This window comes from Aquisediminimonas profunda, assembly GCF_019443285.1.
GTDB classification, from domain to species: Bacteria; Pseudomonadota; Alphaproteobacteria; order Sphingomonadales; family Sphingomonadaceae; genus Aquisediminimonas; species Aquisediminimonas profunda.
In genome coordinates this window covers 628,218-643,701 of record NZ_CP080327.1, presented here as the reverse complement: position 1 = coordinate 643,701, position 15,484 = coordinate 628,218, and the positions used below count along the sequence as shown (strand labels likewise).

General features: G+C 57.9%; 10 protein-coding genes and 1 tRNA gene. 8 read left to right on the top strand and 3 right to left on the bottom strand.

Going from position 1 to position 15,484, the window contains the following annotated elements:
- Positions 1 to 4 precede the first annotated feature (4 nt).
- Both asnB and K0O24_RS03235 read right to left on the bottom strand, forming a co-directional pair.
- Positions 5 to 1,888, bottom strand: a complete 1,884-nt coding sequence (gene asnB / locus K0O24_RS03240) for an asparagine synthase (glutamine-hydrolyzing) (RefSeq protein ID WP_219894415.1) — start codon at positions 1,886 to 1,888, stop codon at positions 5 to 7.
- 184 nt (positions 1,889 to 2,072) lie between these two features.
- Positions 2,073 to 3,605, bottom strand: coding sequence for a GMC oxidoreductase (locus K0O24_RS03235; RefSeq protein ID WP_219894414.1), 1,533 nt, complete (start codon positions 3,603 to 3,605; stop codon positions 2,073 to 2,075).
- A gap of 86 nt (positions 3,606 to 3,691) precedes the next feature.
- Here K0O24_RS03235 and K0O24_RS03230 point away from each other — a divergent pair, with 86 nt between their 5' ends.
- The 8 genes from K0O24_RS03230 to K0O24_RS03195 all read left to right on the top strand — a co-directional run bounded on the left by K0O24_RS03230 (position 3,692) and on the right by K0O24_RS03195 (position 15,251).
- Positions 3,692 to 4,594: a sulfotransferase family protein gene (locus tag K0O24_RS03230; RefSeq protein ID WP_219894413.1), complete on the top strand. Its 903-nt coding sequence runs from the start codon at positions 3,692 to 3,694 to the stop codon at positions 4,592 to 4,594.
- A gap of 47 nt (positions 4,595 to 4,641) precedes the next feature.
- Entirely contained in the window at positions 4,642 to 5,898 is a 1,257-nt protein-coding gene (locus tag K0O24_RS03225; RefSeq protein WP_219894412.1) for a glycosyltransferase family 4 protein, read from the top strand.
- Positions 5,895 to 6,905, top strand: a complete 1,011-nt coding sequence (locus K0O24_RS03220) for an NAD-dependent epimerase/dehydratase family protein (protein WP_219894411.1) — start codon at positions 5,895 to 5,897, stop codon at positions 6,903 to 6,905. The genes K0O24_RS03225 and K0O24_RS03220 overlap by 4 nt, the downstream gene beginning before the upstream one ends.
- A 98-nt stretch (positions 6,906 to 7,003) precedes the next feature.
- Positions 7,004 to 7,789: a class I SAM-dependent methyltransferase gene (locus K0O24_RS03215; protein WP_219894410.1), complete on the top strand. Its 786-nt coding sequence runs from the start codon at positions 7,004 to 7,006 to the stop codon at positions 7,787 to 7,789.
- Between the two features lie 338 nt (positions 7,790 to 8,127).
- Positions 8,128 to 9,591, top strand: a complete 1,464-nt coding sequence (locus K0O24_RS03210) for a hypothetical protein (RefSeq protein WP_219894409.1) — start codon at positions 8,128 to 8,130, stop codon at positions 9,589 to 9,591.
- 168 nt (positions 9,592 to 9,759) lie between these two features.
- Positions 9,760 to 11,193, top strand: coding sequence for a TolC family protein (locus tag K0O24_RS03205; RefSeq protein ID WP_219894408.1), 1,434 nt, complete (start codon positions 9,760 to 9,762; stop codon positions 11,191 to 11,193).
- A complete protein-coding gene (locus tag K0O24_RS03200; RefSeq protein WP_219894407.1) occupies positions 11,190 to 12,173 on the top strand; it encodes an efflux RND transporter periplasmic adaptor subunit in 984 nt (327 codons plus the stop codon). Before K0O24_RS03205 ends, K0O24_RS03200 begins: the two co-directional genes overlap by 4 nt.
- Positions 12,174 to 12,176: 3 nt before the next feature.
- Complete coding sequence (locus K0O24_RS03195) at positions 12,177 to 15,251, top strand: efflux RND transporter permease subunit (protein WP_219894406.1); 3,075 nt, start codon at positions 12,177 to 12,179, stop codon at positions 15,249 to 15,251.
- 98 nt (positions 15,252 to 15,349) lie between these two features.
- Here K0O24_RS03195 and K0O24_RS03190 read toward each other — a convergent pair.
- Positions 15,350 to 15,426, bottom strand: a tRNA-Pro gene (locus K0O24_RS03190).
- Positions 15,427 to 15,484: the final 58 nt, after the last annotated feature.

The following is a 15,484-nucleotide window of genomic DNA, read 5'->3' as shown; positions in this document are numbered from 1 at the left end:
CCCGCTATCGCTCTGGCCGAATTGAGACGTACTGGCGCAGTTTCGAAATTGCCGCATCTTCATCTTTGTCTTGAAAACACGTTTCGCCCCACACATCGATGTGGAGCAATCTTACTGCAAGATCATTTCCTCCCTGACTCAACAGGCTGTCAAATTGCGCCGTCGAAAGGCGGAAGATGTCTCGCGCGAACGATTGATCAAAATATCGCGGATCAATGTCGATTCTCTTGAAGACAGTCGTCCAGAACCCAAGTTTCTTGCGATGACTAAGAGAGCGCGGCAGATAACGCGCTGCAACTTCACGCACAATCCACTTGTCCTGGATGAATGGGTGGGCCTTGTCGAGAGCGCGGTGCGAGAAGCGCAACTTGTATTTGGGATCAAGGTTGACCGCCATACGAACAACATCAAGATCGAGGAAGGGGAAGCGGGCCTCTATGCTCGCTGCCATGCCCATTGTGTCATTCCTGTGAAGTAACGTCCGCAAATGATGATGGAGATATTCAAGCGTCCATAAACTCTGCGGCGGCAGAGTTTTTCCGCTGGGCAGAATCCGGCTGGACTGTACCAGGGCAATGTCATCCTCAATCTCGAACCGGTTTAACAGGGCGCGTGCGGGACCCACATTATTATCCTCATCCGGCCACAAGATCTGCCCGAACTCAGGAATCCTGTGAACGATGCCGCGCGTTCGTGCGACCAAGCGTTCATAGCGCTCCGTAATGGAACGGCGGCCAAGCCAGGGATAGCCTAGAAAGCACTCGTCCGACCCCTCACCCGACAAGAGCCCTTTGACACCATTGTCCCTGGCGAGGCAGGCCACCATCATCAAGGGTGCGCAGTTGGGGTGATAGGTAAAGGGATATTCGTAATGCTTCATCACACGAGGGAGAAGGTCGACAAAATCCTGATCGACAACGTCAACTGAAATCAAATCCAGTTTGAGATGGTCCGCAAGTTCGACCGCGGCGTGATGTTCGCTCCACTGGCCCTTCACGTTCGCGTGAAATATTGCCAGATTCTGATAGCGCACAGCAGCCTTGGCCATCAGCAGCGACGAATCGACACCCCCACTGCAGAACGCCCCAACCGGGACATCCGCAAACATGTGGCTGTTGACGCTCTCCGTGAGCAGCCGGTCCATTTCATCTACGGTTTGGTTCTTCGACATGGCGGCGAGAGCAGTTCCGTAATCTTCATCGATAAAATCTGTCAGCTGGAAGAACGGCTCTCGTTCGATATGCCCTGACGCCGAGACTTTCATCATTTCTCCCGGCGCAAGAGAATCCACGTCCTGATAAAAACTCTGCCCCTTGGTAGGCCCGCCAAACTTCAGGAGATACGAGGCCAGCATGAATTTGTCGGGACGCGGCGAAACCCAGGGTGCGAGCGCTTTCACCTCAGAGGACACCGCGAAAAATTCACCACTCGCGTGGAAAAACAGCGGCTTCATCCCAAAGCGGTCGCGCGCCAAAAGGATGGTTCTTTGTTGGGTGTCGAAAAAGGCAAGGCCGAACATGCCATTGAGACGTCGCAAAATCTGTTCGGGGGGAAATGCAATGAGGGCCTGAAGGAGAACTTCAGTGTCTGAATTGGTAACAAAATGATGGCCCTTATTTTCCAGCTCCTGTCGGATCTCCTTGAAGTTGTAAATTTCGCCATTGAAGAGAATGGCAAAGCGCCGCGTCGAATCCCACATGGGCTGGTGACTGCGTTCATGCGTATCCAGGAAGGACAGGCGCGCATGGGCCAGTCCAAGGCCCGGCATGGCACTGACAATCTGTGCATCGGGTCCGCGATGGTGAAGCAAGGCTACTGATTGCCTCAGCAGCGTTTCATTTGGAATCCTGTCTTGCGAGAAGTATTGGACCCCAAAAATTCCGCACATATCGTTTGCGTCCCCCAAAAATGAACGAGTCTGAAATGGTCCCACGCACGAACCTGACTTTGGAGCGGCGCGTCAATTCAAGGCGGTTATGCATCAATCTGGTTCAAAAACCGGAAATGTAAAGCCGGATGGCGCGACCATGACCTGAAGTGGTTGATAGATAAAGCGGGCAGGCACTGCGGATCTAAGCGTCTTGCGCTATTCTATGCGCGTTAGCCATGACGGAAAATGTGATGGTCGGGGCAGGGATAGTGGGAAAAATGGACGCATCTATGATGTGCGTGCGCTTGTGCCCCGATGGACGCCCAAGCACATCCGTTTCGCCAGGCTTGGGGTTGGCCCGCATCGGAAAACTGCCGCCGCAATGAAAGCTGCTGCCAAGCGAACCCAGGCGCAACAGTCGCTTTAGCGGCATCAGGCCGGACAGCCGTGCAACTTTTGCCAGACGATCCCGCACCTTGAGGACCGTTGTTCCAGTGCTGGCATTTTCGATCCTGCGATACGCAAGCTTGCCATCTTGCAATCTCGCGCCAAAGGCTGGCGATGCATCCGAGTGCAAGAAGGCCTGTGCCACGATCAGCCTTCGGCTCAGAATGTCAATCAATGGCTTGGCAAGCCCGGCCAATGGCCCGAATCGATGCCGCATATCTGGTGCATAGGTATCGTTGTAGGTGTAGATCTGGGTGTGGACGACGTGATCATGTATTTGGTGATCATTCATCGCCCAGAAGACTTGCGCGAGCGTGTGGTGAGGGTCTCGGGACGAAGAACCTCCATTCCAGCGATGGAGCATTGGCAAGTAGAAGTGCTGGCTATCCAGTATTCTGACTTCCTCCGTCAGGCCCAATGATCCAAGCACAAGTTTTGCGGTTGGTATCACGCCGCCACCGATAAACAGCCGGTCGCCACAGAATGTGCCCTTGTCGGTCTCAACGCAAACGCCATTGGCATCTTCTTCGAAACCGCGAACAACAAGACCGCCCTGGTAGCGTAGTTGCCCTTCTGCGGCCATCCTTGCGACTTGATCTCCTGCATTGAAGATCAAGCGATAAGGGCAACCGTAGAGGCACATTGCACAAGCATGACACCCCGGAGCAATCGCCTGACGCGACGCGCCAAAATACAAGTTGAGCTTGGCGAGCGGCCCTTGCGCATTTTCCATGCGCTTGAGGAGTTCCCGGGCTTGGCCACTTTGCGGCAATGCGCGTTCGTTCTTGACAGCAAGCCCTGAATAGAAGTCTGCCAATCCGTCTCGAACCGCCGCCAGGCCAATCATTGGCGCAACAGCCTGGTAGTGCGGCGCCAAGTCATCAAGATTGATTGGCCAGCCTTCAAAATCGCTGGAATGATAGGGCAGCACAGAGGCGCCCCAGCCGTTAGACAAGCCACCGCGGGCAAACGAAGGCCTAAGATTGTGCACTCCCCCCGAATCCGCCAGGTCGATCACTTCTTCAGGCAGACGAAAGAGAAAATCGGATCCAAAGGGCATGATGCTGTCGCTTCGGTCGGACCGCCGGACCGCCGCAATGGCAATCCTGTCTTCCGCTGACCACTGATCCGGCTCGGTGCTGCCCATCCGGGAGCGCAGTGCCTCAGCGGCGCCATCCATTGCGAGCCCGGCATCAAGGATAAGAACATCGCGCCCCTTGGCCACGAGTGCACAGGCTGCGGCATATGCCGATGGCCCCGAACCGATGATCAAATCCTGTGCGTTCAAATCGTCGCCTCAATCGACTGGTATTGTTGTAACCGATTATTTTGGCTGTTAGGCCGTAAAAATTAAAGAATGGGGCATCTGGATATATGGGTGGAACGCCGACCTTCCTGATTGTTGGCGCGGCGCGGGCTGGAACTACTGCGCTCTATGATCTTTTGCAGCAACATCCGCAAATCGCGATGAGCACGATCAAGGAGCCAAATTTTTTTGCTTTTGAGGGGGAACCCCTGGATTGGTGCGGCCCCGGCAATGAGTTCGTCAACAATTCAATTTCAAACTGGACTGATTATGTCTCGCTCTTCGAGACGGCACCCGCTGCCATAGCGAGAGGCGAAGCATCGCCTCTGTACCTTTGGGCGCCACAGGCAGCGAAACGCATAAAGGCGCGTCTGCCTGACGTGAAATTGATTGCAGTGCTCAGAAATCCGATCGAACAGGCCTTCTCACATTACCTTTATGCCCGAGCACAGATGATCGAACCGCTGGACGATTTTGGTGCTGCATTAGAGGCTGAGCCGGAGCGATTGGCTGCCCACTGGCAGCCTTTGTTCCAATATTCCGATTTTCCGCGCTATGCGAAGCAATTGAAGCGATACTACGCAGAATTTTCAGCCGACCAGATTCTGGTTTTCCTTTATGAGGATTTTCGCGATGACCCAAAGGCGATGCTCCGCAAGATATTTGCGTTCGTCGGGGTCGACGCCTCGTTTGCGCCCAATGTGACCGTTGAAACCAATATGGGCGGCCAACCCCGTCATGCATGGCTTCAGCATCTTGTCATGAGGCCCAATGTTCTGGCCACCCTTGCTGCCTTGATTGTACCTATGGGCGCACGCCGGAAAATTCGCGATATGGTTTCGCGACGCAATCTCGCGCGCGATCATATGCCTGCAGATGCGAGAGCGCGACTGAAGGGTCTTTTGCGAGACGACATCCTTCAACTGCAAGACCTGATCGACCGTGACCTGTCCCATTGGCTGAGGGATTAGGCCATGATTGCTGCATCCATCTTCGTCCAATATCTTGGCAGCAGAGCATGACTGCACTCAACATCGCCATGCTGACGACCTTTTACCCTCCGTACAATTTCGGGGGAGACGGCATCGGCATCCAGCGTCTTGCCGTCGCTCTCGCGGATCGGGGCCACAGTATCACGGTTGTGCATGACGAGGACGCCTATATCTCGCAGGCCGGGAAGGTGCCCGCGCCGATTGATATGGACCCGAGGATCAGGACGATTGGACTGAAGTCGCATCTTGGGGCGGTTTCAAACCTGTTGGTCCATCAGTTTGGTCAACCCGTCACCCACGCCGGTCGTCTCAAATCGCTGCTTGCGCCGGGGAATTATGATGTGATCTGGCATCACAATGCGTCGCTCGTTGGCGGGCCGGGCCTGTTTGGGCTGGGGGATCCGGGCGCTGTAAGACTCTATGAGGCACATGAGCACTGGCTTGTCTGTCCCACGCACGTGCTTTGGAAGAATAAGCGTGAAGTGTGTGAGAAAAAGGCCTGTATCAGATGCCAGCTTGCCTACCGCCGTCCACCTCAGCCGTGGCGATGGACGGGAATGTTGTCGCGCGCGACCCGTCACATTGATGCTTTCATAGCCAAAAGTGAGTTCAGTCGGGACAAGCATCGTGCCTTTGGCTTCCTGCCGGACATGGAAGTCGTGCCCTACTTTCTGCCCGACGTGCCCATTGTTTCGAAGCCGTCCTCACCACACCCAAGGCCTTACTTCCTGTTTGTCGGGCGATTGGAGCAGATCAAGGGCGTGCAGGATATAATTCCGGCATTTTCCGGAAACGCAGGTGATGGACCGGATCTCGTGATCATTGGCGCGGGAGACTATGAGGCGCGACTGCGCGCGCAAGCGGCCGGCATGGAACGGGTCATCTTCAAGGGCCGGTTGCAACCTGAATCATTGGCGGCCTGGTACGGCAGCGCCAATGCACTTATCGTACCGTCGCTATGCTATGAAACGTTCGGGATCATTTTGATTGAGGCCTTTCGAGGCGGCACGCCTGTCATTGCACGGCGCCTTGGCCCGTTTCCGGAAATTATAGCAAAGGGCGGCGGCGTGCTTTTTGAAAATGCCGAAGAATTGCGCTCGGCGATCGCAGAGCTAGGAAATAACAAGGCAAGGCGCGATTCTCTTGCTAGCGAGGCACGTACCGCTTTTGAAAAAAACTGGAAAGAAGATGTCGTCATAACCGAATATTTGGATGTTGTCCGTAAAGCGGCTCGTTCAAAGGGGAATCAACGGGTAATTTCCGCACTAGGAGACAGAGCATGAGAATCCTCGTAACCGGGGGCGCAGGTTTTATCGGTTCGCATTTGACCGAACGACTGCTCGCTATGGGCCATGGAGTTATTGTCCTCGACAATCTCTCAACCGGAGACATGGCGAACCTCGACATTTCAAAGGGTTATCAGAATTTTGAAATGGTGATTGGCTCGGTGCGCGATCAGGCACTGGTGAATGAGCTGGTTGAACGCTGCGATGCCGTGATCCATCTTGCGGCTGCAGTGGGCGTCAAGCTCATTCTCGAAAAGCCGAGCTTGTCCATCCACACCAATGTCAACGGCACGGAAAATGTCTTGCATGCCGCCGCCCACGGCAACAAGCTGGTCATCATCGCCTCGACATCTGAAGTCTACGGCAAGGCAGAGAAGGTTCCTTTCTCCGAAGATGATGATCTGGTCATGGGTGCGACCGCGAACCTGCGCTGGTCTTATGCTGTTGCAAAGATGCTCGATGAATCGCTGGCGCTTTCCTATAGCTACGAAAAGCGGCTCCGCTGCATTATCGTTCGCCTGTTCAACACGACGGGTCCCCGCCAGACCGGCTATTATGGAATGGTGTTGCCCAACTTTGTGAGCCAGGCACTCAAGGGCGATCCCATCACGGTGCACGGCACCGGCGATCAGTCACGTTGCTTTGGACATGTGCATGATGTGGTTGAGTCGCTTACACGCCTGCTCAACGCGCCCAATGCAATTGGCCAGGTTTTCAATGTCGGCAATGATGAGGAAATCTCCATCAGCGGGCTTGCGGAGAGGATCAAGCAGAAGACAGGATCCAAGTCGGACATCGTCAAGAAGCCCTATAGCGAGGTCTATGGCTTCGGCTTTGAAGATATGGAACGCCGCGTCCCCGACGTGCGAAAGTTGGAACGGTTTATCAACTACAGGCCCCGTACCGGGCTCGATAAAATCATTGAAGACGTGATTGCAGAGCAGCGTGCCAAGATGGGGATTGCAGTTGTCGCGGACAGCGGCAAAACCGAAGCGGCGGCCTGACGCAAGCCATCACTGCGCAAAGTCGATCTGCGGCATCGGGCTCACTTGCCCGCGTCGCGAGGTGATATTCTGGCCGGACAAGGATCGCGAGGGAGAGCATGTTGGTTTTGGGGGCAAAGTTCCGAGACGCCGTAAGAGGTATCGCAACCGCGCTGGTTCCTGCGAGCGCGCGAGACTGGGTCCGTGCGCAGCAACGTCGGTTTGGCATTCTGCAAGGCGTTGCCGTGGGTGATGTGGATTTTGGAAGTTTTGATCGCCTGTCCCCGATCAGTCCGGTCTTTGGCAAGGACCGGGATCTCCTGACCATCGAGCGCTACTATATCGAACAATTCTTGAACCAGCACAGCGCAGACGTGAAGGGTCGCACACTCGAAATGGGAGACCCTTCCTATACCATCAAATTTGGTGGAAGCCGGGTAACGCAGCCGGACGTCCTGAACTATGTTGAGGGCAATCCCAAGGCAACCATTGTTGCCGACCTCACAAACGCTCCGCACATTCCTGACGGGACGTTTGATTGCATTATCATAACGCAAACGCTGCAGATGATTTTCGAGATCGACAAATGCATTGCGGAACTTCACCGCATACTTAAGCCAGGAGGGGTCGTGCTGGCCACGTCGCACGGCATGTCTCGCGTTGCTCGGCGTGAGGGGATCGACGATTGGGGCGAATATTGGCACTTCACATCACAATCCAAGCGTCGGCTGTTCGGTGATGTGTTCGGTCGCGAGAATGTACAGATTCAAACCTATGGCAACGTGCAGTCTTGCATCGCAAACTTGCATGGACTGGCAGCGCGTGAAATGAGCGCGGAAAAAATCGACTTCAACGATCCCAATTATGAACTCATTGTCTGCGCCCGCGCTGTAAAAGGCCAATGATTTCTGGCCTTTATTGCAAATCTTTCGACACCCCTAGTTCTCGGACTACCTCAGCATTTACATGCGGTCGTTGTCTGGCCTTGATGACTGGAATCAGTGTTGCAAAGCCAGGCCAAGCTGTCGACAGTGGGCTTTAGGTTTTGCATCCGGCGACGACGGTTTCTTGCCTTGAGTGCCGGTGAGCCGTCCCATTGCTGAACATGTATTCGAATCGGCTTGCCATCTTTGGTTTCATGCATAGGAATCGGTCGTATGATGCTGATTTTCACTAGCCAGCCATTTTTGGCGCATGTCCGTCACTTGCGATCAGCGCACGGCTCAGACGGGCCGATTGCTTCATGATGGCTCGTCTTGATGCCGCGCTTGCGCGCCGCACCATTGTATTGTTCCTGCTTTTTCTTTGGCCGCTTGTCCTGTTTGGGACGCCTTCGTATCAGGCGGATAGCGTCAGCTACCTCAAAGGTGGCAAAGTCGCGGTGGAATTCGTTCTAGGCAAGATTGTACACGGCGGTTCCCCAGAGCCCGCGACTGCTGGACCATTCGTGGCAAAGCCATCGCTCGGTTCTGCTTCATCTTCATCCTATACAGCTCCAAAGGGAGCCAGATCCGTTACATACAGTGTGGCAGCCTATTTGCTTCGTTGGCCGGGGATTGACATGACAGCGCTTGCTATCGGGCAGGCTTTGTGTGCGGCTTTTATTGCGGCTGTTACGATGACTGCTTTTGGCATTTTGCGCTGGGGTCGCTTCTTGGCAATCGGAGCCGTGCTCTCGTTTGCGACACCTTTGGCTGTTTGCAGTGCGGACGCAATGCCCGACGTGTTTGCGGGGTTCGCCGTTGCCATCATGGCAATGATGACGATGGTCCTTCAGCGACTTTCAACAGGCGTGCGCGCAGTCTTTGCAGCCATTCTGGCATTTGCCATGACAGCCCACTCCAGCATCCCCCCTCTTGCGTTTGGCATGCTTCTGCTGGGCGTTTGCGTCTTGATGCTGCGTGGACGATTTGGAATGCCAAAAGTCGCCTGGGCATGGGCCTGGCTTGCGTTGCCTCCCATGATCGGGATGATTGGCAATACCGCAATTGGCTATATTGCATTTGGGGAAGTCAGTGTTGCGGCGAAGCGCTATCCCGTTGCACTCACCCGTTCGGTCGTTGACGGCCCTGCTCGGTGGTATCTGGAAAAGCACTGCGTGACAGCTCGCTATGCAGTCTGCGAAATATTCGGGACCAAATTTCCTGATAACATCAATGATTTCCTCTTTTACAAATCTGGCTTGAATGGACGCGCTACGCCCGAACAGATGGACCGGATTCGTGCGGAAGAGGCCGAAATTGTCCTGAATGCTGCGTTGGAATATCCAGGCTATGAGGCAATGAATCTTTCCCGCAACGTCTTGGTTCAATTGTTCAAATTCGACCTTGGCAAATCGCGTTTCAAGCAAAGCGTTGCTCTGGATTCTGAAGGCGTCCCGCAACTCGTCCCATCGGGTCGCGAGTTGCAACCCGTTCTGGACACTGTAGACAAGCTGACTATTCTGGTTCTTCTTTTAAGCGTTGGCTGGTTCGTCTTTAACGTGCGGCGACTTGATAGCGTTGAGCGTCTTACGGCAGCGCTGGTCGTTGCGGGCTTGATCGGCAACGCCGTCATTGTTGTGGTGTTCTCGAGTGTGGCGCCGCGGTACGAAGCCAGGGTAATTTGGGTTTTGCCCCTCATATTGCTGTCGCTGGCTGGCGCGCATATTCGGAATAGGTCATTCAAATCGCCGCAAGCACCTGTATCCGGAAATCCAATGAGCTAGGTCCCTTCGGGAGGTCGCAGTCAAAAGCAAGCTGCCTGCTCTGAATTCCGCCTAAGACGGCGGCAGGGTTCCTGATCGAACGAAATGCGCGCGCCGCAACTTTCCATTTGGGCGGTCGGCACGTGTCGGCTAGTGCAGACGCCACAGGGAGGCGTGCTGGCAACGCAAATGAAACCGACTGCACTCTGCGCACGATATTGGGGAACGATTGGGCGTCAGGTGCCGACCGTGCTCCTGCTCGCCGCTGCCGGCTGCGCCAGCTACAGCCAGCAACCCTTGAATCCAGCCGAAGCCTTGCACGCCCGCGCCGCAAGAACCCTTGATCCCGCGCTCATCGACCGGAAAGTGCGCACAATAGCGCCCCGCGCCGAGCCATCAGGCGCGAAGCTCGACCGCCTTTCGCTGTTTGCCGCAATCCTTCTGCTCGATCCCAAAGTGGAAGCGGCGCGCGCGTCAATCGAGACTGCGAAGGCCCAGGCCCGTGCCGACCGCAAGGCTCCGGGGCCAGTGCTGACGCTCACCAGCGAATATGCCAACGATCCCTCGACGCGTTCTCCCTGGCTTCTTGGCGGCGTCATCGACGTGCCGATTGATTCAGGCGGGCGGAGAGCTGCCCGGCTGACGGTCGCCGACAGTAATGTCCTGGTGGCCCGCTATAGCTTTGCTGAAACACTGTGGGCGGAGCGGATGGCCGTCCGCCGTGCACTGGTCGACAGGATGATTGCCCAGAGACAGGCTGATCTGGCCAGCGCGATGTCGGCGCTGCGTGACCGGCAGGTTGCGGTCCTGGAACGGAAGGTAGCGGCGGGCGCTTTGGCCCGCAGCGAGCTGGTGCAAGCGAAACTGGCGCAAGCGGCGGCGCAAAGGCTCGGGAGCGATGCAGCTGTGCGGCGCACTCAGGCCGACCGGTCGATTTCCGGCCTGTTGGGCCTGCCCGAGGCTGCCCTTGCCACGTTTGAGTTGAGTTGGGACGGCTTTGAAACGCCCCCGCCCGATCCTCTCGCCGCGCTCGCGCCCGACGACAGGATGCAGGCGATCACAGCGCGCTCGAATGTCCTGAAGGCGCTCGCAGCTTATGATCAGGCCGAAGCAAATCTGCGGGGTGAAGTGGCGCGCCAGTTTCCGGCGATTGTCGTTTCCCCCGGCTATACCTGGGAACGCGGACTTGTGAAGCTGCCCCTGTCCATTGGCCTGGCACTGCCCCCGCTCGATCTTAATCGCGCTGCGATTGCCGCTGCGACTGCAAGACGGCTTGAAGCCGGCAAACAGGTCGAAGCCGAGATCGCCGGGGCAGCAGCAGCTCTTGACGCAACGATCACGGAACGGCGTCAGGCCATGGAGATGCTGGAAAGGCTCCGCAAAGCCGACATCCCGGGCGCGCGCCAGCTGGCGGCGCAGGCGGATGCTGAACTGCGCCATGGCAGCATAGATACGAGTGAATGGGCCATTGCACAGATAGGCGTCTTGCAATTTCGATTGTCGGAACTTGATGCGCTCGCCCGTGTCCTCGCGGCCGATGCTGCGCTGGAAGACGCCCTGCAACGTCCTTTGGAAGGGCCAGAACTCATGATCGAGAACATGCGCATCGGAGGAACGCCATGAAGCGAATTGCTGCTGCAGGATGGGCGCTCGGCGGCGCAGCTTTCGCTTCTGCGATGATCTATCTTGTGCCTGCGCTTGGACCCGGACATGAGTCCGATGCAGTCGAAAATGAACCTCCTACCATGCCGGCTCCTTTGGGCGGCGGTGTCTCCCTCGACAAGAAGGCCGTCGCCCATGCCGGCCTCCAGTTCATCACGCTGCAGCCAGCCGTCTCTGTCAGCGAACGGTCGGGCTTTGCACGCGCACTCGATCTTGCTCCGCTCGCGGCGATTAGTGCCGATATTCAGAGCGCCCGTGCCGCCCTTGCCGCCTCGGATGCGGAAGCAAAGCGACAGGAGGCGCTGGCGGCACAGGATCAGAGCGCCTCGGTTCGCGCGGTCGAACTTGCCCGGGCGCAGGCACAGGCTGATCGTGCCCGCCTCATTCTGGCGTTGCGCCGCGCCGGGCTCGAATATGGCAGTGGGCTTTCAGGCCGGGAAGGCCAGCTCGATGGGCTGGTGGCCCAAGCTGCGCGGGGGGAGGCTGCGCTCATCCGGCTCGATTTCGAGGATGGAGCGCCATCCACAGGGTCCGGGGTCACGATCACCGATGGCGATATCCGTGTGACCGCGCATGTCATCGGCCCTGCTGTGGGCGCCGATCCGAATCTGCAATCCGCCGGTGTCCTTGCCATTGTCCGCGGTTCCGTCGCGCGTTCGCTGGCTGTCGGCCGCGTGATGAAGGCGGTGCTGCCTGCCGGTGGTCCTGCCCAGACCGGTGTCGTCGTCCCGCGCGCTGCAATTGTTCGCACGCAAGGCGGGATGTGGGTCTACCGCGTCGATCAGGACGGCACATTTCGCCGCATAGAGCTTCAGGATCCCGTTGCGCATGAGACGGGCTGGTTCGTTCGCAAGGTGCTGCGTCCCGGCGATCGCATTGTCAGCGCGGGCGCCACCGTATTGCTTGGCCTCGAAGCCGGTTCACCAGTCGAGGAAGAATAGCGGATGCTCGCAACGATCGTCCGCAAAAGTGTTCGCTATCCGTGGATGGTCCTGCTGGGAGCCGCCTTGTTGGCGGTGTTTGGGCTTATGACGCTGCGCTCCGCAGCCTTTGACGTCTTTCCCGAATTCGTTCCCCCGCAAGCGAATGTGCAGACCGAGGCGCCCGGGCTGGTGCCTGACCAGGTCGAGGCGCTGGTCACTCGCCCACTTGAAGCAGCAATCAATGGCGCGAATGGCGTCGAAAGCGTGCGATCCGAATCCATTCAGGGCTTGTCGGTCATTAACATCACTTTTCGCGAGGGGAGCGACCCCTATCGCGCACGGCAGATTGTCGCCGAGGCTCTGGTCGACGCCGCAACCGCTCTTCCTTCCGGGGTCGCAGCGCCCAAGTTGACGCCACTCACCTCCTCGACGATGGACCTGCTGAAGATCGGCTTTGTCAGTCAAAAGCTTACGCCGATGGCGCTGCGCGACCTGGTTGAATGGACAGTGCGACCGCGCCTTCTGTCAGTCCAGGGCGTTGCGCGCGCGAACATATTTGGAGGCGACAAGCGCCGCATCGAAGTCCGTGTGAAGCCTTCCGAGCTTATCGCGCGCGGGCTGACGCTCAACGATCTGTCAAGCGCAGTCCGCAGCAGCGTTGGCGTCCGCGGCGGCGGTTTTTCAGAGACGCCCGGCCAGCGCATCCTGATTGAGCCCGGGAAGGATGTGCCGGATGCTACATCAATTTCAGAGTCGATTCTCTCGTCAACCAGGGGCGGAGCTGTCCGGATCGGCGACGTCGCAACCGTTTCAGATGCAGCCAGCCCAAAATTCGGCGATGCCTTGGTCATGGGAAGGCCCGGCGTCCTCCTGACCCTATCGAGCCAATATGGCGCCAACACGCTCGACACGACGCGCGCCGTCGAAATGGCGCTGAATGACCTGAAACCAGCGCTCGCGGCGCAGGGCGTGACGATGTATCCCGATCTGCACCGACCAGCCGATTTCATCGAGACAGCGCTTGCCGGGATCGAGCGCGATCTTCTTGTGGGCGCGCTGCTAATCGGCATTGTGCTGCTGGTCTTCATGCGCGACCTGCGGGTTGCGGCAATCGCCTTTGTCTCCATCCCGCTGTCCTTGCTTGCCGCGATCATTGTCCTCGACCGGTTTGGGCTCACGATCAACACGATGACGCTGGGAGGGCTCACTGTCGCGCTGGGCGTCGTCATCGACGATGCAATCGTCGATATCGAGAATATCGTCCGACGCATCCGGACGCGGGGCGCCGAAGCAACGCGTGCGCAAATCATCGAAGCGGCATCGGTCGAGGTGCGCGGGCCCGTGGTCTACGCTACATTCGTTTTGGCGCTGACGATCCTCCCGGTCCTCTTCCTGACCGGCCTTCAGGGCGCGTTCTTCTCCCCGCTTGCGCTTGCCTTCCTCCTGGCCACGCTGGCGTCGCTGCTGGTTGCGATGACCGTAACGCCAGCCCTGTCCGCGCTGCTGCTCCAGCGTGTCGAGCCACGTCCCGAACCCCAGTTTCTTGACCGCTTCAAGCTCTGGCACGCCTCAATCCTTCGACGACTTTGTGCGGTCCCCGAACGGATCGCCGTGGCGACGGTTGCAGTGGGGGTCATCGCGGTCTTCATCCTGTCCTTGTTCGGCAATTCGCTCCTACCCTCGTTTCGCGAGCGGCACTATGTGCTTGGTGTCGCCGGGCCGACAGGAGCGTCGCTCGACTGGATGCGTGCGACCGGCGCGCGCATTTCGCGCGATCTTATGGCCATTTCCGAAGTCGCCAGCGTCGAGCAGCAAATCGGCCGGGCAGAAGCGGGAGAAGACACGTGGCCGCCCAACCGCAGCGAATTTCACGTCAATCTCAAAAAGACTGTCGGCGCGGCTGGCGAGGATGCTGCCCAGGAGAAGATTCGCGCCGTTCTCGACGCCTATCCAGCAATCCAGAGCGAGACGCTGACATTTCTGGGCGACCGGATCGGTGAATCTCTTACGGGGGAGACGGCAGCGGTTTCCATCAGCATATTCGGCGGCGATCTGGACACGCTTGACCGGGTGGCGGGGCAGGTGGCGGCCGCGCTCAACACGGTTCCGGGATCGGCCGATGTCCAGGTAAAGGCCGCTACGACGACGCCCATCCTCAGGGTCCGGTTCGATCCTGCGAAGATGGCTGTTCGCGGTGTCAGCGCACAAGATGCGAACGATGCAATCGAACTTGCCTTTCAGGGTCATCTCGCCGGACAGGTGAGCCAGGCCGACAGGACGACCGATGTCGTTTTGACGCTTCCGCCTGACATGCAGCGCGATCCGGAATCTGTGGGTGACGTTCTGGTCCGCTCCGCCGCGAGCGGTGTGCGGCTCTCAGATATCGCGGATCTTAGCTTGGAGGATGGGCGCGCGAGCATTGCCCATGACGGCGGGCAGCGTCGGCAGATTGTCACGGCCAATCCTACGGATCGCGATATTGCCGGCTTTATGGCGAAGGCGCGCGCTACTATCGCAACCAAGGTCAAACTGCCGCCTGGCGTCTTTCTTTCATATGGGGGTGCGGCAGAAGGCGTGTCCGCCGCCTATCGGCAAATCGCACTCAATGTCAGCCTTGCAGCGATCGCGATCGTGGTGTTGCTCATATTGGCGTTTGGCACTCGCCCGGCCGCACTTGTTTTGGCTGGCGCTCCGTTCGCGCTGGCGGGTGGGGTGTTGGCGGTGATCTTCGAAGGCGGGGTCGTTTCGCTTGGCGCACTCGTGGGCTTTGTGACGCTTTTCGGGATTTCGGCGCGAAACGCCATCCTGCTCCTCTCGCATGTGGGGCAACTTGTAGAGGTGGAAGGCGCTCCCTGGTCGCTTGATACCGTCCTGCGAGCAACGCGCGAGCGCGTGACGCCCATCATGATCACGGCATGCGTCACGGCCCTTGGCCTTGCGCCCCTTGCGCTGGAGACGGGTCAGGCCGGGCGGGAAGTTCAGGGCCCAATGGCGCTCGTCATCCTTGGCGGATTGATTTCCTCGCTCGTGCTGAGCCTTCTCTTCCTTCCCGCGCTGATTGCCCGTTGGTACGCCAGCGAAAGGGCTGCAGGGTAATTTCCGCTGAGCAGCACTCGATATGCACCTGATCGAATGTTAGTGGCGCAAGCCGATGCCAAGTAAGGCGTTCTTGCACCTGCCGGCGTCCGCAAAACTGGTCGGGGAAAGAGGATTCGAACCTCCGGCCCCTGCCTCCCGAAGACAGTGCTCTACCAGGCTGAGCTATTCCCCGACCGATGCGGATTCGGCGCGAAGGCCGAGTGGCAGGCGGACGCCCTTAGCGGTGGATG